20 protein-coding genes, 1 pseudogene and 1 riboswitch are annotated in these 21,387 nt (G+C 38.9%); of the genes and pseudogenes, 3 read left to right on the top strand and 18 right to left on the bottom strand.

All coding sequences use genetic code 11. The annotated features are described in order from the left end of the window. Nucleotides 1–10: 10 nt before the first annotated feature. From G7057_RS10900 to G7057_RS10890, 3 genes are all read right to left on the bottom strand, one after another. On the bottom strand, nucleotides 11–1,039 hold the full coding sequence (locus tag G7057_RS10900) for a M42 family metallopeptidase (protein ID WP_076766086.1): 1,029 nt from the start codon (nucleotides 1,037–1,039) through the stop codon (nucleotides 11–13). Nucleotides 1,040–1,108: 69 nt separating this feature from the next. Next, a complete protein-coding gene (locus tag G7057_RS10895) occupies nucleotides 1,109–1,858 on the bottom strand; it encodes a DUF3307 domain-containing protein (protein WP_166163706.1) in 750 nt (249 codons plus the stop codon). Continuing rightward, a complete protein-coding gene (locus tag G7057_RS10890) occupies nucleotides 1,852–2,520 on the bottom strand; it encodes a SatD family protein (protein WP_166163704.1) in 669 nt (222 codons plus the stop codon). Before G7057_RS10890 ends, G7057_RS10895 begins: the two co-directional genes overlap by 7 nt. Nucleotides 2,521–2,776: 256 nt before the next feature. Here G7057_RS10890 and nth point away from each other — a divergent pair, with 256 nt between their 5' ends. Further along, nucleotides 2,777–3,391 (top strand): endonuclease III, encoded by a 615-nt coding sequence (gene nth, locus G7057_RS10885; RefSeq protein WP_166163702.1) that lies wholly within the window; start codon nucleotides 2,777–2,779, stop codon nucleotides 3,389–3,391. A 272-nt stretch (nucleotides 3,392–3,663) separates the two neighbouring features. Here the strand turns inward: nth and G7057_RS10880 are convergent, their stop codons facing one another. The 7 genes from G7057_RS10880 to ilvD form a co-directional block, all read right to left on the bottom strand. Then, nucleotides 3,664–4,038 (bottom strand): RidA family protein, encoded by a 375-nt coding sequence (locus G7057_RS10880; RefSeq protein ID WP_166163700.1) that lies wholly within the window; start codon nucleotides 4,036–4,038, stop codon nucleotides 3,664–3,666. Between the two features lie 12 nt (nucleotides 4,039–4,050). Beyond that, on the bottom strand, nucleotides 4,051–5,073 hold the full coding sequence (gene ilvA, locus G7057_RS10875; protein ID WP_193566088.1) for a threonine ammonia-lyase: 1,023 nt from the start codon (nucleotides 5,071–5,073) through the stop codon (nucleotides 4,051–4,053). A gap of 282 nt (nucleotides 5,074–5,355) precedes the next feature. Beyond that, on the bottom strand, nucleotides 5,356–6,150 hold the full coding sequence (locus G7057_RS10870; RefSeq protein ID WP_166163698.1) for an ABC transporter ATP-binding protein: 795 nt from the start codon (nucleotides 6,148–6,150) through the stop codon (nucleotides 5,356–5,358). Between the two features lie 40 nt (nucleotides 6,151–6,190). After that, nucleotides 6,191–7,192 (bottom strand): ketol-acid reductoisomerase, encoded by a 1,002-nt coding sequence (gene ilvC, locus G7057_RS10865; RefSeq protein ID WP_166163696.1) that lies wholly within the window; start codon nucleotides 7,190–7,192, stop codon nucleotides 6,191–6,193. A gap of 52 nt (nucleotides 7,193–7,244) precedes the next feature. Continuing rightward, on the bottom strand, nucleotides 7,245–7,730 hold the full coding sequence (gene ilvN / locus G7057_RS10860; RefSeq protein ID WP_166163694.1) for an acetolactate synthase small subunit: 486 nt from the start codon (nucleotides 7,728–7,730) through the stop codon (nucleotides 7,245–7,247). Next, the gene (gene ilvB / locus G7057_RS10855) at nucleotides 7,718–9,451 is read right to left on the bottom strand and encodes a biosynthetic-type acetolactate synthase large subunit (protein WP_166163692.1); all 1,734 of its coding nucleotides are present in this window, start codon (nucleotides 9,449–9,451) and stop codon (nucleotides 7,718–7,720) included. The genes ilvN and ilvB overlap by 13 nt, the downstream gene beginning before the upstream one ends. Nucleotides 9,452–9,855: 404 nt before the next feature. After that, nucleotides 9,856–11,559 (bottom strand): dihydroxy-acid dehydratase, encoded by a 1,704-nt coding sequence (gene ilvD, locus G7057_RS10850; protein WP_076766112.1) that lies wholly within the window; start codon nucleotides 11,557–11,559, stop codon nucleotides 9,856–9,858. Between the two features lie 198 nt (nucleotides 11,560–11,757). Between ilvD and G7057_RS10845 the strand changes: the two genes are divergently transcribed. Further along, entirely contained in the window at nucleotides 11,758–12,099 is a 342-nt protein-coding gene (locus G7057_RS10845; protein ID WP_076766114.1) for a metal-sulfur cluster assembly factor, read from the top strand. A 52-nt stretch (nucleotides 12,100–12,151) separates the two neighbouring features. Here G7057_RS10845 and G7057_RS10840 read toward each other — a convergent pair whose 3' ends face one another. The 3 genes and pseudogenes from G7057_RS10840 to G7057_RS12015 form a co-directional block, all read right to left on the bottom strand. Beyond that, nucleotides 12,152–13,066 carry a DMT family transporter gene (locus G7057_RS10840; RefSeq protein WP_166163690.1) on the bottom strand — a complete coding sequence of 305 codons (915 nt, stop codon included), beginning with the start codon at nucleotides 13,064–13,066 and terminating at the stop codon, nucleotides 12,152–12,154. A 128-nt stretch (nucleotides 13,067–13,194) separates the two neighbouring features. After that, nucleotides 13,195–13,938 carry an amino acid ABC transporter ATP-binding protein gene (locus G7057_RS10835; protein WP_076766118.1) on the bottom strand — a complete coding sequence of 248 codons (744 nt, stop codon included), beginning with the start codon at nucleotides 13,936–13,938 and terminating at the stop codon, nucleotides 13,195–13,197. Next, nucleotides 13,938–15,542 (bottom strand): annotated as a pseudogene (locus G7057_RS12015) (ABC transporter permease subunit). Before G7057_RS12015 ends, G7057_RS10835 begins: the two are co-directional and overlap by 1 nt. Before the next feature lie 84 nt (nucleotides 15,543–15,626). Beyond that, nucleotides 15,627–15,772, bottom strand: a riboswitch (Lysine riboswitch). A 141-nt stretch (nucleotides 15,773–15,913) separates the two neighbouring features. On the opposite strand from G7057_RS12015, the gene G7057_RS10820 reads away from it, so the two are divergent. Then, a complete protein-coding gene (locus G7057_RS10820; protein ID WP_166163688.1) occupies nucleotides 15,914–16,540 on the top strand; it encodes a glycosyltransferase family 32 protein in 627 nt (208 codons plus the stop codon). Nucleotides 16,541–16,727: 187 nt separating this feature from the next. Here the strand turns inward: G7057_RS10820 and G7057_RS10815 are convergent, their stop codons facing one another. The 5 genes from G7057_RS10815 to pflA form a co-directional block, all read right to left on the bottom strand. Next, a complete protein-coding gene (locus G7057_RS10815; protein ID WP_166163686.1) occupies nucleotides 16,728–17,570 on the bottom strand; it encodes a VOC family protein in 843 nt (280 codons plus the stop codon). A 26-nt stretch (nucleotides 17,571–17,596) separates the two neighbouring features. Next, the gene (locus G7057_RS10810) at nucleotides 17,597–18,532 is read right to left on the bottom strand and encodes a magnesium transporter CorA family protein (protein ID WP_166163684.1); all 936 of its coding nucleotides are present in this window, start codon (nucleotides 18,530–18,532) and stop codon (nucleotides 17,597–17,599) included. Nucleotides 18,533–18,547: 15 nt separating this feature from the next. Then, nucleotides 18,548–19,369 (bottom strand): metallophosphoesterase, encoded by an 822-nt coding sequence (locus G7057_RS10805; RefSeq protein ID WP_166163682.1) that lies wholly within the window; start codon nucleotides 19,367–19,369, stop codon nucleotides 18,548–18,550. A gap of 178 nt (nucleotides 19,370–19,547) precedes the next feature. Beyond that, nucleotides 19,548–20,477, bottom strand: a complete 930-nt coding sequence (locus tag G7057_RS10800; protein WP_166163680.1) for a manganese-dependent inorganic pyrophosphatase — start codon at nucleotides 20,475–20,477, stop codon at nucleotides 19,548–19,550. Nucleotides 20,478–20,568: 91 nt separating this feature from the next. Next, nucleotides 20,569–21,333 (bottom strand): pyruvate formate-lyase-activating protein, encoded by a 765-nt coding sequence (pflA, locus tag G7057_RS10795; RefSeq protein WP_166163678.1) that lies wholly within the window; start codon nucleotides 21,331–21,333, stop codon nucleotides 20,569–20,571. Nucleotides 21,334–21,387: the final 54 nt, after the last annotated feature.

Below are 21,387 nucleotides of genomic sequence, written 5' to 3'. Positions count from 1 at the left end.
GGTTTTTTCTTTAGTTTTGGATGTAAGCGACTAATAAGTTAAAGGTATTTTCTAAAGCATCCACGTGCGTCCGCTCCATACCATGACTACTTGCCACACCAGGCCCAATTAACGCTGCTCTAATATTAGCCCCGCCTCTTAGTGCTGCTGATGCATCACTGCCGTACATAGGATAAATATCAACCGCATAGCTAAGTTCATTTTTCTGAGCAAGGTTAATTAAATGAGTCGTTAGTTCATAGTCATAAGGACCAGATGAATCTTTCGCACAGATAGAGACATCGTATTCGCTACATGCTAAATCTAATCCAATACAACCCATATCGACTGCCAATAGTTCCGTAATATTTTCAGGAATAAAGGACGCACCATGCCCAACTTCCTCATAAGTTGAGAAAATAAACGTTAGATTTGTCGCTGGAGTAATAGTCTTGTCTTTGATTTGTTTTAATAAACTCACTAATAAGGCAACTGATGCTTTATCATCTAGGAAACGTGATTTTACAAATCCAGATTCAGTAACAACTACTTTAGGATCATAAGCAACAATATCACCGTTTTGAATGCCAAGGTTTTGAACGTCTTCTTTTGTTTTAACACGTTCATCAATCTTAACTACCAAATTATCAACGTCTCTTGCTTTTGTTGCTGCATCTGGGAAAACATGGATAGATGGTGTATTTGATAGAATCGTTCCACTATAAACCTTGCCTGAACGCGTCATAATATCACAGTACTCACCGTCTAATGTTGGCGTTAGTGGTCCGCCTAGTTTGGTTAGTGCTAAAGTCCCATCACTATTGATTGAACGAACCATTAGCCCTAATGTATCCACATGACCACTTAGTCCACGCGTTACTGACGTATCCTTACCTGCTACTTCAACGAGTAAATTCCCTTTTGGTGTTGTCTTTGTTTCATATCCCAATGCTTCAATACGCTCTCTTAGAAAATCAATAGCGTTTTTAGTATAGCCAGTTGGGCTATTAATAGACAGCAACTCTTTTAAAAAGGAGACTGTCGTTTCTTTTTCAAACATCATTCCACACTCCTTTATCTTTTTCTATTATAACGCTAGTCACTTTATTTAAGCGAGTATTATTGGCAATTAAAAAATTAAAAGATAGCCTATGACCACAAGTAAACTGCTAAGTAGTGTCCCCAATAGGTAATACTCCGCAAATTGTGGGCTTTCAGAAATTTTATTGTATCGAGCAATTGATTTAGCCGTTAAAATAAAGCCAATTGCGGTGTACTGACTCACCGATAGCATCAAAAAGATAAATAAACGTTCAAATATCCCAATTAAGGAGCCGGCATTCGGTACGCCCTCGTCATCTTCACTTGTATCCGGAATCGGTCGATAAACATATAAAACTTTTTTAATGGTAATACTAGCTGGTTGCATAATAAAGAGCAGCATAACCACCCAAGCTAAAAGCTCAGTCGGTTGAATCGCTAACTGACTAAAAAAGCGCGTTAAGATAGGCAGATACTCAAATGGCTCCTGGATAAAACTGAGTCCAATAACTGCTAGAACGATACAACCGAGATGGAGCATTTGATCAATAACAAATAAGCGGGCTTCTTTTTGATAGGTTGTCAGTCGGCGACGACTCATCCTGTGTTTAACGGAGTCAATGACTAAGTGAGCGATCGCTAGTAGAAAGACAGTCACTAGCATTGACCAACTGAATAACGGTATTGCTACCAGAAACATCGTGAGAGCGTAAATGCTGCAATGGGTGAATAATGCGCCTTTGTCTTTATCTTTTGTTTTGGCTATCGCATGGGATTGGAAATAAAAATCTCCTAAAAAATGACCCATTAATAAGAGTAGGAAGACATCTTTTAGCATGTGATTGTCCCCCTTAATAGACGTGTTGCTTGTTGAAGGGCATTCTTATAGTTATAGTAACTGGTCGCTTTTAAGACTTTATTAACGCTGGATTGCCCAATACCTAGTGCTTCTGCTGCATGATACTGATTCTCAGCTTGATTGACATAGGCATAGAGTACCTCTTTTTGGCGGTCAGTCCATTTCGACTTAAGTGCCGTCGTCAGTGAAAGAATAGTATTTAAGGCTATTTCAACATTGGAACCATCCTTTTGTAAACGAATCAGAGTGTTTGTTTCTGGCTGATGGTGCTTTCGTTCACTGTCCTCGATCTGTTCAATCATCTCTCTAGCTAAGTGATAAGCCGGTCCATCCATTTCCATAGAGTTAGTAGGGTTAATTGTCGTCGTAATTTGCCCCACACCTATTCCAAAACGGAAGTCAACGGGAGACATGGCTAACTCTAGTTCAAATAAAATAGCAAACAGGTCTGCTTCTGGATGCAAGAGCCCTTGAAAGCTATCTCCTAGTGTAATCATAAAGTTTGACGCAATATTAGCTTGATACTTATTATTGATATGGTCAAGTACCCCCTTGAACGTTTCTTGAGTCTGATTTCTATTTTCTAAACGCCTGGAGTCCTTTATATCGCCAATAACGGCAATAAAGCTTTGATTTCCCATATAATCACCTCTTTAGGGCATTATAACATAAAATCGCCTTTAAAGTGAATTATAAACAAAAATGCCCTTATAAATGAATCTTTTAGAAAGATTCACTAATAAGGGAATTAACAAGGGACTCGTTTAATTTATTGGAAATCTATAACCATTCTACCACGGATACTGCCATCTTCTGTTTGCAGGTAAAACGTCTTTTATTTTTTGTAAATAGCTATGTTATAATAGTATCAACAAAAAACAATATAGGTGATTATAAATGGTATTATCAAAGAAAAAAGCAAGAGATGTACTTGAACAGATTATTGCGCTTTACCCTGATGTTAAAACAATTTTAACTTATCGTAATAATTTTGAATTACTTATTGCGGTTCTGTTAAGCGCTCAAACAACTGACATTGCGGTTAATAAAGTCACACCCGCATTATTTGAACGTTTTCCGACACCCAAGGATTTTGCAATAGCGTCACCAGAGGAAATTGAACCTTATATCAAGACGATTGGGCTCTACCGTAATAAAGCCAAGCACATCTATCAATGTGCCAATCAATTAGTCGAACAATTTAACGGTGAAATCCCTCATACACGACCTGAATTGGAATCATTAGCCGGTGTTGGCCGCAAAACAGCTAATGTGGTTTTAAGTGTTGGTTTCGATATCCCGGCATTCCCAGTAGATACCCATGTTTCTCGTGTTTGCAAGCACCACAAGATCGTGCCTCAAAATGCAACACCCCTTCAAATAGAGAAGATTGTCACAGGCATCTTGCCTCGTGAGTTATGGAATCAAGCCCATCATTCCATTATCTTTTTTGGAAGAAATATTTGTTCACCCAGAAATCCAAAATGTGATGAATATATTCATATCGATTAAAAAACAAGGAGCTGAAAAAATTCAGCTCCTTGTTTTTTAATCAAGTGTGCGATACAGCTTCAAAAATGGCGCTGTATCGCACACTTTTATCTTAAAATGTAAGATACAGGTCGCTTCAAACAGTCTGTATCTTACATTTAGGCTCTTGAATGCAAGATACAGTTGATTTTTTTAGACTGTATCTTGCATCGCAAAAAAGGGTTGGTGTTATTTCCTAGCTCCTTTATTGTTTTTAAATAACGTTATTTATACTTAATTGTTTTCATTTGTTGTTATTTAATGCTGGCGATAACTTCAATTTCTACTAGCGCTGAAGCAGGTAAGTCTTTGACAGCAAAGGCACTTCTTGCAGGATAAGGTTGTTTGAAGTGTTCCGCATAAATAGCGTTCACTTTCGCAAAATCCTCGATGTCTTTTAATAAGACGGTTACCTTTACGACATGATTTAAGTTTAGCTCTGCTTCTGCTAAAACAGCTTGAATATTTTTAAAGGCTTGTCGCGTTTGGGCTTCAGCCCCTTCTTCTAGCCCACCCTTCTCTCTATTGATACCGAGTTGTCCAGATAAAAAGACTAAATCGCCGGTCACAATTGCTTGGGAGTATGGCCCGAGTGCTTCAGGAGCACGATTTGATTCTAACTTATGCATATTTTTCTTCTCCTATCTTTCGCCTGTACGGCTCTTTACTTGAACAGCTTTCTTTAGACCACGAGCGACACCTTGGATCATTGGCATAGAACCTAGATCGATATTGCCACCTGAAACAATTAAGCCGACATTTTTTCCTTCTGGTAAACGGTCATTGTGTGCTAATAAAGCAGCTAATGACGCTGCTCCAGCTCCCTCAACAAGGGTTTTGTTTCGCTCTAACATCCATAAAATAGCATCGGCAATTTCTTCTTCTGTCACCGTTACAATATCATCAACGTATTGCTTAGTAACAGCATAAGTTTTTTCACCAGGTTCCTTAACAGCAATCCCTTCAGCAATCGTATCAACCGTATCTAAACGTTTAATTTCGCCTGTTTTAAAGGCATGATACATGGATGCAGCTTCTGCAGCTTCGACACCGATCACTTTTATACTTGGCTTAATGGATTTGGCTGCCAGTGAGACACCACTAATTAAACCGCCGCCGCCAACTGGACAGATAATGATATCCAAGTCTGGTTCTTGTTCAAGCATTTCTAAAGCAATTGTTCCTTGTCCTGCCATAATATAGTAGTCATCATACGGATGCACATAAGTCACGTCATTTTCTTCATAATATTTTTGTGCAGCATCGCCTGCTTCTTGATAACTATCACCCACCAAAATCACTTCTGCACCGTATCCAGTAGCCGCATTAATTTTTGCTTGTGGGGTTGTCTTAGGCATAAAAATCGAAGCTTGCACGCCTAAGCGGTAAGCTGCCATCGCAACACCTTGTGCATGGTTACCAGCACTTGAACTAATCACGCCTTTTTCTAACTCTTCAGCTGTTAGCTTATGAATTTTATAGCTAGCACCTCTTAATTTAAAAGAGCCTGTTTTCTGTTGGTTCTCCATTTTAAAATGGACATGACGATTGACTCGATCATCGGTCATACTTGAGGTTACCATTGGCGTATTATGGGTCACATATTCTTTTCTTAAATAGTCCCAAGCATCTTGAACCATTTCTAATGTTAATTGATTTTCCATATGATGACTTCTCCTTCTCTATTTAAATATAAAAAGACCTCATTAGTTTCGCAATGAAATCTAACTAGGTCTTCTTAGCTGGTCACAAAAATAAGCGAGCATACCCAATTAGATTTTGGCATCTACTTGGGCATAACAATGATTAGCACCTCATAGATACAAACTTTCGTTTTAACGTGTTTGTATCTAACGTTCAGACACAAACACTATCTAATTATGCTAATAATAAGGGGTGTTTGCATTACTGTTAAAGTGGTCACTGTCATTGTTATCTCCTCATTTCTATTTTTTTCGATCAATGGTAATCCATGGTCGATCATTTTCCCATCGTACTCGGACAGGAATTTTATAGGTCTCACTTAACCATTCATCGGTTAACAAGTCTTCTTTCTTGCCTTTTCCAACAATTTTTCCGTCTTTTACGAGCAAGACATGGGTAATGACATCTGTAATTTCCTCAATATAATGGGTGACATAAACCAGATGACACTGATCGGTTGTGATGGCATCCATAATATCTAATACTTCTTCGCGGGATAATAAATCTAGCCCCGAACAAGGCTCATCCATAATTAAGAGATCAGGCTGGTTCATCAATGCCCGACCAATGAGAACCCGCCGTTTTTCACCTTGTGATAGGTGGCGGTATGGTTGTTCTCGTAAATAGGCGATTCGTAATCGACTTAAAATCTCATCAGCACGATCATGGTCTTCTTTAGAAATGACTTGGTTACTATAAACACCAATTGATGAAAATTTACCACTTAAGATAATATTTTTAACGGCTTGTTTATTAAAGGTAGAGCCAAACTTTTCTAAAGAACTACTCATAAAGCCTATTCGTTCCCGCATTTTAGGAATACTAGCTTCCCCAAATGTTGTATCAAGTACTTGAACCTGTCCAGAAGTAGGGAAATGGTAACCCGTCACAATATTTAAAATAGACGTTTTACCAGATCCATTCAACCCCAGAACAGCCCAATGTTCACCTGCATTCACTTCCCAATTAATATCCTCTAGAATATGATGTCCTTGTCTTGTCCAAGACACTTGCTTTAGTGAAATCAGTTTACTCATTGTTTATCCTTTCTAAGCAATTGTTTTTGCCAAGGAAAGATTAGTCAACTAGTGAGTCACCAATAAATGGCATTAGGCCACGTAGTTCTTTCCCTACAGCAGTGATTGGATGTTCCACTTCAGCACGTTTAACGGCATTGAATTTCGGACGTCCAGCTTGGTTTTCTAAAATCCAATCTTTAGCGAATTCACCTGTTTGAATGTCTTTTAGAACGGCACGCATGTTATTTTTTGTTTCCTCTGTAACGATACGCGGTGCTGTTACATAATCGCCCCACTCAGCTGTATCTGAGATTGAGTAGCGCATGTTTTCTAGACCACCTTCGTAAATCAGGTCAACAATCAGTTTCATTTCGTGTAACACTTCAAAGTAAGCACTCTCTGGCGCATAACCAGCTTCTGTTAGAACTTCAAAACCAGCTTTAATTAAACCAGATACACCACCACATAGAACCGCTTGTTCACCAAACAAATCTGTTTCTGTTTCTTCACGGAATGTTGTTTCTAAGATACCAGCTCGGCCTCCGCCAATACCACCTGCGTATGCCATTCCGATTTCTTTCGCGTGGCCTGTTGCATCTTGGTATACACCAACAAGTGATGGTACGCCAGCGCCTTCTTCATACGTACGACGAACAAGATGTCCTGGTCCTTTAGGTGCGATTAAGAATACATCGACATCACTTGGAGGAACAATTTGGCCATAATGGATATTGAAACCATGAGCGAATACAAGAGCATTGCCTGCTTCTAGGTTGTCTCTAATTTCTGCTTCGTAAACGGCTTTTTGATTTTCGTCTGGTAGTAAGATCATAACTAGGTCTGCTTCTTTTGTTGCATCAGCAACTGATTTTACATCAAAGCCATCTTCTTTTGCCTTATCAAAAGATTTACCTGAACGAAGGCCAATAATAACCTTATGTCCGCTATCACGTAAGTTTTGTGCATGAGCATGACCTTGTGAGCCATAACCGACAATTGCGATTGTTTTTCCTTCTAAAAGTCCTTGATTAACGTCTTTATCATAAAATACTTGTGCCATAAATTGAATTCCCCTTTTCCTGTTTGTATGTTTTTAATAATGTAACTAACGGTTATTTATTTTTCCCACGTGGGAAGGCAGTGATACCTGTTCGTGCAAGTTCTTTAATGCCATAGGTTGATAAGAGATCGATGATCGCATCCACTTTATCTGTCTTACCTGTGACTTCAATGGTCAATGAGTCTTTAGCGACATCTAGGACACGCGCCCGAAATGGATTAATAACACCATAGATTTCATGACGGTTAGTCGGAGTCGTACTGACTTTAATTAAAGCGAGTTCGCGTGCAACGATTTGCTGGTCGGTAATGTCAACGACCTTAATCACATCAATCTGCTTATTCAACTGTTTAATGACTTGCTCAGATTGGGTGCTCGAAGTGATGTTCACTTCGAAGGTCATTTTAGACACACCGGCTGTTTCAGTTCCACCTACAGTAATACTGTTAATATTAAATCCACGTTTAGCGAGCAAGCCGGTAACACGGTTTAATACCCCGCTCGAGTCTTTTACGGTTGCTGTAACTATTCTTCGCATGGCGGCTTCACTCCAATCATTTCGTCATTTCCTTTTCCGGCCGGCACCATCGGAAATACTTTTTCATTTGGTGTGACACGAGCATCAATTACGACAGGTCCATCATAATCGAAGGCTGCTCTTAAGGCCTCTTTCACTTCTGTCTCTTGGCTAATGCGAACACCTTTGATGCCATAGCTCTCTGCTAGTAAGACAAAGTCAGGGTTTCTGCCTCCTCCAAGTAGTGATTCAGAGTAGCGTTCTTCATAAATAATTTCTTGCCACTGGCGGACCATTCCGAGTGATTCGTTATTGACAATAACAACCTTGACAGGCAAGTCGTAATCCTTAATAGTCGCTAATTCCTGACTAGTCATTTGAATACCACCGTCACCAAGGATTGCAACAACTGTTTCACCAGGTCGGCCAATTTGAGCGCCTAGAGCAGCTGGAAGGCCGAAGCCCATCGTACCCAGCCCACCTGACGTAACAAAGTTGTGTGGTTGGTCATATTTATAAAATTGTCCTGCCCACATTTGGTGTTGACCCACATCAGTTACGACTACTGCCTTACCTTCAGTCGCATGGTAGATTTCTTCAATCAACCATTGCGGTGAAATGCTATCTTCTTTGTTTTGGTACCAGAATGGGTAGTCATTTTTATTGGTTTGCGTTTCAGCTTCCCAATCACTAATATCTAGTTGATCAATATCAATTTCCAAGAGTTTAATCAAGGCTTCTTTGGCATCTGATACAATCGGATATTTAGTTGGGACATTTTTACCAATCTCTGCTGAATCAACATCAATGTGAGCAACAACTGCTTGTGTCGCAAATTTACTTAGATTCCCAGTCAGACGATCATCAAACCGTGATCCAATATTAATTAAAAAGTCACAGGCTTGAATGGCTTTGTTAGCGGCATAGCTGCCGTGCATCCCACCCATACCTAATGCTTGCGGGTGAGTTTCTGGAAAGGCACCTAAACCTTGAAGTGTCGTTACAACAGGAATGTTGTGTTTAACCGCAAAGTCATAGAGCTCTTTGTGGGCTTCCGCAAACTTCACACCAGCTCCTACTAGTAATAGCGGTCTTTCAGCTACTTTTAATTCATTCATCAAACGCTGGATTTGCAATTGATTCGGATAAACCGTTGGCTGATAGCCTGGTAGATAAAAATCAGTATCAAACTCATCTGTATCTAAAAAAGTTTCTGCAACGTTTTTAGGTAAATCAATCACAACAGGACCCTTACGACCCGTTGTCGCAATATGAAAAGCTTCTTTAATAATTCTTGGTAAATCATGAACATCTTGAACTTGATAGTTATGCTTCGTAATGGGTGTTGTCAAACCAATCATATCTGCTTCTTGGAAGGCATCCGATCCAATAAAAGCAGCTGATACTTGACCAGTAAAAATAACAATTGGTAGTGAATCGATCATAGCATCCGCAATACCAGTAATTAAATTCGTTCCGCCTGGACCAGAAGTTGCAATAACCACACCGGGTTTACCGGTTACGCGAGCGTAACCTTCTGCTCCATGGATTAACCCTTGTTCGTGACGGCACATAATATGTTTGAAGTTTGGCTTAGCACGGTACAGCGCATCGTAAATCGGTAAGACAGCACCACCCGGGTAACCGAAGACAACTTCAACGTCTGCGTCAATTAATGATTGAACAAATAAATCTGCTCCGTTCCGCTTTCGTTTTGTTTTGGGCATTTCTTCTGTACTCATGTTCCATCCTCCTTGGTTAGCTTAAACGTTATCATGGTTAAATCATTTTTATTAAAAACAAAAGACCTAGCTAGATTTATAAAAATCTAACTAGGCCTTTAAATGTGTCCATAAAATTAGGGAGCATAGCCTGATTAGATTTTTTATCATCTATACAGGCGTAACAAACTAAATTAGCACCTCATAGATACAAACTCTCGTTTCACGTGTCTGTATCCGTTGAGAAGATACAAACACTATCTAATGACGCTAATTAATAATAAATTGTTTGTTGGCATGCAATTGTTTCCCATGAGAACCGCTCCCCTAAATTTAATTAATTTCTAATGTGAATATAATATTAATCTAACTCATTCAAAGTGTCAATGCTTTTTTTATCTTTTTTTAATTATAAGTGAATATTACTACTCGTCTTTTTTCCAAAAGTCAGTAATAGCTCCTTTAGATGAGCTAGAAACAATATGAGCGTACTTGCCTAATACACCTCTAGAATGCAAGTCTGGCAAGACAAGTGCATCACGACGTTTAGCAAGTTCTTCATCAGAAACAACCATTGTTAACTCTTTAGTATCCTGATCAATAATAACCGTATCACCTGTTTTCAGTAGCGCAATTGGGCCACCAACTTGGGCTTCAGGTGCAATATGACCTACAACTAAACCGTAAGTTCCACCAGAGAAACGCCCATCGGTAATAAGCGCAACGGTTTCTCCTTGACCTTTCCCAACAATCATACTTGAAAGTGACAACATTTCTGGCATTCCCGGGCCGCCTTTTGGTCCAACATAACGAACTGCAACCACATCGCCATCGACAATATCATCTGCTAGAACAGCTTGGATGGCTTCTTCTTCAGTATTAAACACTTTAGCTGGTCCTTCATGTCGACGAACTTTTACACCTGATACTTTAGCAACTGATCCGTCTGGTGATAAGTTACCGTGAAGAACAATAAGTGGACCATCTTTACGTTTTGGATTTTCAAGCGGCATAATAACTTGTTGTCCTTCTTTCAGTGATGGGACTTCTGCTAAGTTTTCAGCAATCGTCTTACCTGTAACTGTTAAACAATCGCCGTGAATAAAGCCATTTTCGTAAAGGTACTTCATAACAGCTGGCACGCCACCTACTTCATAAAGGTCTTGGAAAACATACTGCCCACTTGGCTTCAAGTCAGCCAAATGAGGAACTTTTTCTTGAAAATCGTTGAAGTCGTCCAACGTTAATTCAACATTTGCAGCATGAGCCATCGCCATCAAGTGAAGAATGGCATTGGTTGATCCACCTAGCGCCATAACAACGGTAATCGCATTTTCAAAGGCTTTTCTAGTCATAATGTCGCGCGGGTAAATTTGATTTTCCAGTAGTTTATAAACAGCTTCACCAGCTGCTTCCACGTCTTTTAATTTATCTTCTGTTGTCGCAGGGTGTGAAGAGGATCCTGGTAAGCTCATCCCCATTGCTTCAATCGCAGATGCCATCGTATTGGCCGTATACATTCCACCACAACCACCTGGTCCTGGACAGGCATTACATTCAATTCGACGTACTTCTTCCTCTGTCATATCATTATTATTCCATTGGCCGATTGCTTCAAAGACTGATACTAAGTCAATGTCCTTGCCATCTAGTTTCCCTGGTGCAATAGTCCCACCATAAACGAAAATCGATGGGATTTGCGAGTTAGCAATAGCTATCATACAGCCCGGCATATTCTTATCACAGCCTCCGATAGCGACAAAGGCGTCACAGTTGTGTCCGCCAACTGCTGCTTCAACTGAATCGGCAATAATATCACGTGATGGTAATGAATAACGCATTCCTGGTGTTCCCATAGCAATGCCATCTGCAACCGTAATTGTTCCAAACTGAACGGGCCAGCCACCAGCTGTTCGAATACCCTTTTTCGCTAATTTCCCTAAATCATGGAGATGGATGTTACATGGCGTGTTTTCTGCCCATGTACTGATAACACCAATAATCGGTTGCTTAAACTCATCATCCCCCATTCCTGTTGCGCGTAACATGGCGCGGTTAGGTGATTTTACAACACTGTCATACACATTACTTCGGATTCTGATATCTTTTTTGGGTTGTTCGCTTGTCATTAACAGACACTCCTTTCAACTTTCTTGCTCGGTTATTTTTATGGTGTTTTCATATGATCTTAATTATATTCTAACAGAAAGAAAATAATCTGCCAGTGCCATATGAAAAAATGATGAAATTATCTACTTGCAAAAATGAGTATTTCATGAAAAAATAAAGAAAATTAATTATTGTAAGTTTGAAAGGAATCGATAGTTATGCCAGAATTAATCACTATGAATGAACGCGCTCAAGAACGCAGCGATGAGATTATTAAAAAACTTGAAAATATTTTTGATCCAGAAATCGGCCTAGATATTTACAACCTTGGCCTCGTGTACGATATTCAACTGTCTGAGGACGGACTTTGCGAAGTAACAACGACCTTTACCGGCATTGGATGTGACTGTATCGAATCCGTTCCAGGTGAAATAAAAGAGGGATTACTGCAGATTGATGGTATTACTGCCGTCGATGTTAAAATTGTGTGGAGCCCTGCTTGGAAGATGACACGCATTAGTCGCTTCGGTCGAATCGCATTAGGAATTAATCCAGGATAAAAAAAAGAGCCGGTAGTTGGTGGTTGCCCACCTTCTACCGGCTCTTTTTTTATTAGCCGAGAGTCTCTGCTACTTTATTTTTTGGTTTATAGCGTGATAAGAGGAGCACGGAAACGAGTACAACCGCAATACCGATTAGTTCAAATACGCCGAATTGGTGTTTAAAGACGACAACTGAGAGTACAGCTGCAAGCAAGGGTTCTAAGGCCGTCATAATCGAGGCTAAGGATGGATCAATATACGATAGACTTGCAAGATAGGCAATAAAGGCAACTGCAGTCCCAAACACAATAATTAGTGTCAAAAGAAGGACGCTATGAGTGGTTAAGCTAAAGCTTGGTTGCCAGAATGGTTGGATGAATTGAAACACCAGTCCGCCAATTAGCATTCCCCAGCCTACAATCATCGGTGAGCCGTATACTGCTAAAATTTTACGGGGTTGGATGCTGTAAAAAGCAACTGCGACTGCTGACCCTATTCCGACGGTAAAACCGATTAACGAGACCGACATCTTAGAAAATTGCCCATTTGTAACGATAAGCAAGACTCCGAAAAAAGTCGCTAATACGAGTGCAAATTCAGTAGCATAAAGTTTTTTCTCTCGGCTAATTAAAGTATATAAGTAAACAAAAATTGGTGCTGTAAACTGTAGAATCGTTGCTAAAGAGGCACTACTTACTTCAACAGCCTTGAAAAAGAGGTATTGCACGCCTACCATACCGACTAATGAGAATAATAATAATTGCAAAACATGTTTCTTGTTTTTAAAAATGGAAAAAATAGGATCTTTCCGAAGAATAGAGCTGTAAGTTAAGATTAATAACCCAGCCATCGTTAAACGTGTACTCACCAGCCATTCACTTGACGCTTGATAATCGCTAAATAGTAGTTGGGCAAAAATGCCAGATGCTCCCCATAAACTACCGCCTAACCCGGATAGTAATATACCCTTTAATTTTTGATTCATTGCTAACCTCCCTTTATTAATATGGTCATTATAAACGGGATAATTGGATTTGACTATCTTGTTTTTTGATTTGTACCAACAAAAAAACAGCCATTGCAATCGTCGCAATGGCTGTTTTACCTCTTTATTTAGAATGGTGAGTCTAAAATACGACTTAAGAATTCTTTTGTGCGTTCTTCTTTCGGATTGTTGAAGATTTCTTCAGGTGATCCTTCTTCTGCAATAACACCTTGGTCCATAAAGACAACACGATCTGCTACTTCACGCGCAAATTGCATCTCATGGGTTACAACGACCATAGTCAGCCCCTTATCTGCTAGCTGTTTCATAACACGCAACACTTCTCCAACCGTTTGTGGATCGAGTGCTGATGTTGGTTCATCAAATAACAGTAAATCTGGCTCCATTGCTAGTGCGCGTGCAATAGCGACACGTTGCTTTTGACCACCTGATAGTTGTGCAGGACGAGCATGGATAAATTGTCCCATACCCACTTCTTCCAAGAAGTGTAAGGCTCTTTTTTCAGCTTCTTCTTTGCTTACTTTTAAAACATTAATTTGGCCAGTCATACAGTTTTCAAGCACATTTAAGTTATTAAATAAATTAAAGTGTTGGAAGACCATTCCTACTTTTGAACGATATTGGAATAAATTTAGGGAGTCTTCTAAAATACTGTCATCTCGGTAAATAATATCACCAGTCGTTGGTTTTTCTAATAAATTTAAGCAACGCAATAAGGTTGATTTACCTGACCCCGATGCACCAATTAGACAAACGACTTTACCTTCTTCTACTTCAAAATTAATATTCTTAAGAACTTCGCGTTCGCCGAACTTTTTGCTCAGCCCTTTAATTTTCATTACAGAAGTCATTAACTTTGCACCTCTTTATCTAACGTGATCACTTGGTTTTGATTACCACCAACCAGATCATAATGTGTTGGTCCGTCTAGTTTTTTCTCAAGAAAACGTAAGATACGCGTCACCGAGAATGTCATAATTAAATACAAAATACAAGCTACTGTAAACGGCCCGAAGTAATCAAAGTTAATCCCTGATACTGTTTTTGTTTGAAAGAACAATTCCGTTACTGAAATAACATTTAAAACAGATGTGTCTTTAATATTAATAACAAATTCATTACCAGTCGCTGGTAAAATATTCCGCCATACTTGTGGCATAATGACAATTCTCATCGTTTGAAAGTGAGACATCCCAATTGCTTCTGCACCTTCATATTGGCCTTTATCAATTGATAAAATCCCACCGCGAACGATCTCAGTGATATATGCGCCTGTATTAATCGAAACAATAAAAATAGCGGCAAAAATACGGTTCATATCCCAACCAAATGCAATGGCAGATCCGTAATAAATCACCATTGCTTGCACGATCATCGGCGTACCACGGAAGAATTCAATATAAATGGTTGTTAAAAGATGCAGACCTTTTAAAGCGTAGCGCTTAAAGCCTTTGTCTGGATGTGGGATGGTGCGAATCACACCAAGAACAAGACCAATGAGGAGACCAATAATGGTCCCGATCATTGAAATGTATAAAGTAACCCAAGCACCATTTAAGAAAAGCGGTGCATTATTTTGAAAAATATTCCATAAATGACTCAATTGATGTCAGCTCCTACTATTGTTGGGCTGCTGGTTGATTAGCAACCGCAGCATCCATGATTTCTTGTCTCTCTTCGTCAGAGATTTCGCTTAAAATGGCATTCATTTTGTCTAAATCTGCTTCGTCTTTACGTACGCCAATCGCAATTGTCGTATCTTCTGGACTTGTTTTGAAACCATCTTCGAATTCAACAAAACTAAAATCACTATTTGCATTTGATGCACTTACTGCCTCAGGATATTCTGATACATAGCCATAATCACACCTGCTTGAAGCGCCACACGCATAGCAGAGAAATTTTCCATTGCTGTTTGCTTGTTAACACCTTCAATTTGGTCAATGACATTATAATGGAAGGTATTCAACTGAGCCGTTACCTTTGCAGAGTTAAAATCTGCTAGTTTTGTGGCATTAACGAAGTCACTATCTGAAGCGACTACCATAACCAATTGCGACTCTAAATAAGGATCACTAAAGGAAATGGTTTGTTTTCTTTCTTCTGTTGGAGACATACCAGCGATAATGGCATCAATTTTCTTAGCTTGAAGAGCTGGTACTAAGCCATCCCATTCTGTCTTAACGATAACTAGTTCTTGTCCCAAACCTTCAGCGATTTTCTTTGCAATCTCAACGTCATAGCCACCAGCATATTCATTTGTACCGTCAATCGGAACACCGCCGTTACTGTCATCTAGTTGCGTCCAGTTATAAGGGGCATAGGCAGCCTCCAGTCCAACAACAAACTGATCATCCTCTGCAGCTGATGACTCTGCGTTACTACCATTACCACAAGCAACTAACAAAGCTAGCGATCCTAACAACATAGCAGCATAATTAAATTTCTTTCTCATACGAAACGACTCCCTTTTATTTGTATTGAGAATACAAAAAAACCGTGAGCAAAAGGCCCACGATTGGTATCGTCCTTTTGCCCCAATATGAACAGCGCTTCAAAAGATAAAATGGGCATTTTATCTCGACAGTCCTATACTTATTCAGCATAGACCCAGCACCTAAACGGCACTTCGGCGAATTCCCCTTTCGTTTCCTACTGATGGTTTTCGCGTCCTCTAATTCATATTGTTTTGATATTCTACTGGTGTAACTATAATAGATAGCAAAGCGAATGTCAACCTCAGATCGTTAATCTAGCATATGATTAGGCAAAAATATAGCTGTTCGTTACAATAATAATAGGATTTGAAGAAGGAGGACATGTGATATGATACCCAAAATTATTCATTACTGCTGGTTCGGTGGCAATCCATTAGGCCAAAAAGAAGAAAAAATAATAGCAACTTGGGAAAAATACTGCCCTGACTACAAAGTTATGGTGTGGAATGAAGACAATTTTAATGTTGATCAAATGGGCGATTATGTGAAAGAAGCTTATCAAGCTAAAAAATGGGCTTTTGTTTCTGATGTTGCTCGACTCTATGCCTTAACACAATACGGTGGTATCTATATGGATACAGATATGGAGGTTATTAAACCACTTGATCCGCTACTTAAATTGGATGCTTTTATGGGCTTCGAAGTGGAAACAACCATTTCAACGGCTATTATTGCTGCCAAAGAAAATCATCCGACCTTCAAACAACTTTATGACGATTATAATGACCGTCATTTCATCAATGATGATGGGTCTTATGATGAAACAACCAACGTGATTCGTATTACTGAAATTTTTCAAGAAAATGGTCTCTTACTAAATAATGAAAAGCAGACCGTGATGGATGTGACAATCTTTCCCCGTATCTACTTTTCACCAAAAAGCTATTGGACGCAAGAAATCAACGCCGGAGAAGAAACTTATGGCATTCATCAGTATTCGGGGTCTTGGCTATAAAAATAGGGGCTGGGAAAAAACTCCCAGCCTCTTTCCTATACCCGAATAATGTAGCGTAAATGTGCTCAAAAAGGCAGCCCCGACGTCCACTTCACGAATCATGCTCAGATGGTCTGCAACCATCTTGCGCTTATTCGCTCCAGTGATTCGGGGCTGAACGCCTTTTTTCCCACTCTCCTTTTATTCATTATTTAACGATGATATGCATCAAAATACCATTTGTATCTTTAGCTTTTAAAACACCAGCTTCTTCTTCGTATGAAATACCATTTTGATCAAAGCGGCCTTTCAAAGCGACCAATTCATCTTGGTTTGGCAATACCCAAGTATAGTAAGCCATTCCGAGTTGGTCTGCTTCTGGTTGTGGCAATAGTTTTCCAGCCCAAGTGTTTGAGCCAACATGGTGGTGATAATCTCCCGATGCAAAGAATTTAGCTTGGCCGAAATAGTCAGATTTTAGTCCTAGACCAATTATATTCGTATAGAATTCACCGTTCTCTACTAAATCTCTAACTGTTAAATGGACGTGTCCCATAATCGTACCAGCTGGCAAACCTGAGAAAGGTTTCTTAACAGAGCCTAATACGCCTTCTGCATCCATTTGAATGGTAATACCTTCGATTCTACCATCTTCTCTTACGTCCCACTCAGAACGGTTTTTATCAGCGTAAACCTCTACACCGTTTCCTTCCGGGTCGTTAAAGTAAATCGCTTCACTGTACCCGTGATCACTTGCGCCACCTAATGGGTACTTTTTAACTAATAGGTTATATAAAAATTCGCCTAAGTCACTTCTCGTTGGCAGTAAAACCGCATGGTGGTATAAGCCCGCTGTCACTTTCTTCTCAGCTGCTGGATTAATTTTGATTAATTCAAACAATGCCTCTCCGGTTTCTTTCACACCTAGTGTTACACTGTTATCTGTTTGAGCAAGGATTGATGTCCCCATAATTTCTTGGTAAAATTGTGTCATTTTTTCTAAATCATTTACTTTTAATGCTACTTTTCCTAACGTCCATGCTTGTGTCATGATAAAAATACTCCTCTTTTTATATGTTATAAGTAATCTTTTTTCTTTAGCCAAAATACAGTGAGTATCCCGAGAATGATAGAGACGCCAACTAATAATAGAAATGCAAAACCATCATCTTCAAACGGTAGAGCTACATTCATGCCCCAATAAGAGCCAATAATGGTCGGAATGGTCAAAACAATAGTCAGTGATGTCAAAAACTTCATAATGTTATTCAAGTTATTAGAAATCACACTTGAAAACACTTCACTGAGATGACTAATCATTTCATCGGATTCTTTCCGCATGACCTTTGCTTGGTTAGATAAGACACGGATGTCATGCAACAGTTCACCTGCGTCTGACCCCTTACCTTCTTGTAAGTGATCAAACAGATGAGCGATAATGTCATGGTTCTTGGTAATACCCGTTTCAAAATAAACCAGACTTTTATTAATGGCGATCATTTTATAAAAGGCTTCATTCCGAGTTGTGTGGACGATGTTTTCTTCCATATTTTCAATCATGTCATCAATTCGTGTGATAGCCTCAATGTATTCATTGGTGAGCTGCCAGAGCAATTGTAAAATAAAGAGAGAATCATCATAGTTTCCGTTGCTATTCAGAACATTTTTTAGAAACGGAGGTTCTTTTGAATAAATCATAATAACTTTTTTTTCTAACGTAATGATTGAGATCGGCAATGTTTGATATTCAAGTCGATTAGTTTCATCAATTTTCATTAAAGGATAGAGAAACAACAATAATTGAATGTCTGTTTGCTGACTGTTGCGAAAGGTTTCTTTTCTTGGAATCATATAGCGGTTCAAGCTATCTGTAATAAAATCCAGCGGTATCTCTTCTTTTTGATGCAAGTCATCCATTTCGTCTTGAGACGGATTATCATACAAAATCAGGGTTGCTTGATTACTATCCTTGGTCTCCACAAAGTGTTGCCCTTCTAACCGAAAAGCTCTCATCTTGTTCACTCCACTCTATTCAATGATAAAGGTTTCTAATGTTGATGCTAATTCCGTATACGGATCATCTGACCACCAATGTCTGCCATTGCCTAGACACTGACAATAATAAGCTATCTCATCTTCTTTCATGCTTTTCCGAAAATGGACATGTCCCATCACACTATGTCGGATTGGATAATCCTCATACAAGGACATATAACTCTTACTACCCAAAAAGGCATTGTAATAATCATAAACCCGGTGCGGCAAAGGTACGGTAAACTGGGGATGTGTGACGATATGTGTCATCAAAATTATTTGACGATCATTAACAGACTGGCAGTCTACTTCTAGCTGTTGCCGCATGGCTTCTGCTACCTCTTGATCGCTTTGCTTCCAGTGTACATATAATCGATCATTCCAGCCACCAATACGCAATTTCTTCTGCTCAAATTGTTCAGTTGTATAACTTTGACTGGCAAATCCATAATCATACCAACCTGGATTCCCCACAACTGACCATTTGTCATTTAGTAAGAGTGGTTTGCCGACAGGCGAATCCTCCCTTTGTAAAAAGGTTTGGTAAATACCCTCTGTGTCAGTATCCTTATTACGAATCGACCAAAAATCATGGTTACCTGGAACAAATAGTAGCTTTGAAACCCTATGTTTAACCATTTGATCTAAAAATTGAATGCTATCTTGGTAATCCGATGATATATCACCAGCCATTAGTAGTAAATCAATTTCATTATTGTAGAGTAATTGAGCGAGCAACCGGTCATACGTGTCTCCTCTATTTAGTTTCTTTCTATTTGTGTCAATATGTAAGTCAGATAAGACACCTATTTTCATGCTGTTTACACCTCACTAGCTGTGCTCACTTAAGAGTATAACATATATCTCGAAATGAAGATATTATTTTTTAAGATATTTTTATTTTTAATGATATTATTATTTTTAATGATATTATTATTTTTAATGATATTATTATAAAAACCGCTATGTTTTTAATAAACATAGCGGTTTTGGATTAGTTTGTATATGCTTCTGTTAATTGTGGAACAACTTGTTTCTTACGTGACACAACGCCCGCTAAGAAAGTTTGGTGATTATCCAATTGAACGTTGAAAGCTTGTTCAATTTTAGCAACACCTGATCCAATTGCTAAGATCGTTGAATCACTATCAATAATATTCGTTACAATTAAGACAAATAAATCATAATTTTCTTTTGTATTTTCAGCAGTCATTAATGCCATTAATTCATCTTGACGTTTTAAAACATCTTGGAAATCAACCGTATTAACTTGTGCCACACGAACAGTTTTGTCAGCCATTGGGAATGACTTAGCATCTAAATCAAGTAAATCTTCTGATGAGATATCATCTAGATTTGTACCAGCTTTTAGCATAGCTAAACCGTAATCTGATGAATCAACGCCAGCAATTTCAGCTAAAGCGGCTGCCGTTTCAATATCTTCTTGCGTACATGTTGGTGATTTGAACAATAAGGTATCAGAAATAATAGCTGATAACATCAACCCTGCAATTTGCGCTGGAATCTCGATATTTTTTTCTTTAAATAGTTTGTAAATAACTGTGTTTGTACAGCCTACTGGTTCTGCACGGTAATAAAGTGGATTTGCAGTTTGGAAGTTACTAATACGGTGGTGGTCAATCACGTATTGAACGTCTAAGTCAGCAATATCTGATACACTTTGTTGGAATTCATTGTGGTCCACAAGCGCAACAGCTTTCACTTCGTTTGCAGCTGTTTCGATTACGCGTGGTGCTTCAGTATTAAACTGGTTTAAGGCATATGCCGTTTCATCGCTAACCTCTCCTAGCGCAACAGCTTCTGCTTCAACGCCGATTTGATTTAAATAATATGCAAATGAGATTGCTGATGTAATTGCATCTGTATCCGGATTTTGGTGTCCGAAAACTAATAATTTTTCCATAGTTTAATGTCCCTCTTTCATTTCTTATCTTTTTTAATGATAATCAAAAAAAAGGAAAAGGGCAACGGTTATCTCCCTTTTCCTTGTAGATTTAATTTGCTTTTAAGTAACCTTTATACTCATCACAGCGTAATAATTTCCGAGCATTCTCCACACGTTCTGCTGTTGGAGGATCAATGCCTTCTAATTTATAAGGAATACCTAAGGCTTGGTATTTATAGATCCCCATTTTATGGTATGGAAGAATCTCTACTTTTTGAACATTTTCCAAAGTGGCAATATAGTCGCCTAATTCTTTCAAATAATGGTCATAGTCAGTTCGCTCTGGAATTAAAACGTGACGAACCCAAATCGGCTGGCCGATTTTTGATAAATATTGGGTCATATCAATGATGCTCTCATTACGCCACATGGTTAGTTCTTTATGTTTTTGGCTATCGATGTGTTTAATATCCATTAATAATAGGTCAGTAACCTTCATTAACTCTTCAAAGCGACCGAAGAATGGTTCATCATAGGTAAACGGTTGGCCACACGTGTCAATCGTTGTATTAATGCCTTGTGCTTTTGCTTTTTGGAAGAGTTCAATAATAAAGTCAATCTGTAATAATGGTTCACCACCACTAATGGTAATACCACCCTTTTCTCCCCAAAACTCTCTATATTGTAATGCCATTTCTAATACGTCATCTGTTGTCATTTCATTTCCGCCACCCATATTCCATGTGTCTGGATTATGGCAAAATTCGCATCGCATGCGACAACCTTGCATAAAAACAATAAAACGAATACCAGGTCCGTCAACCGATCCGAAACTTTCAGTTGAGTGAACAAATCCTGTTAGTGCGTTAGTCATCGTCATAACTCCTTTTCTCTTTGCTTCTTTCCCATCAAAAAGAGAGATAAGGGG

This window comes from Jeotgalibaca arthritidis, from assembly GCF_011100465.1.
In the GTDB taxonomy this organism is placed as follows: domain Bacteria; phylum Bacillota; class Bacilli; order Lactobacillales; family Aerococcaceae; genus Jeotgalibaca; species Jeotgalibaca arthritidis.
Note: the sequence above shows the minus strand (reverse complement) of the source record. Positions and strands in the feature narration are given on the sequence as shown.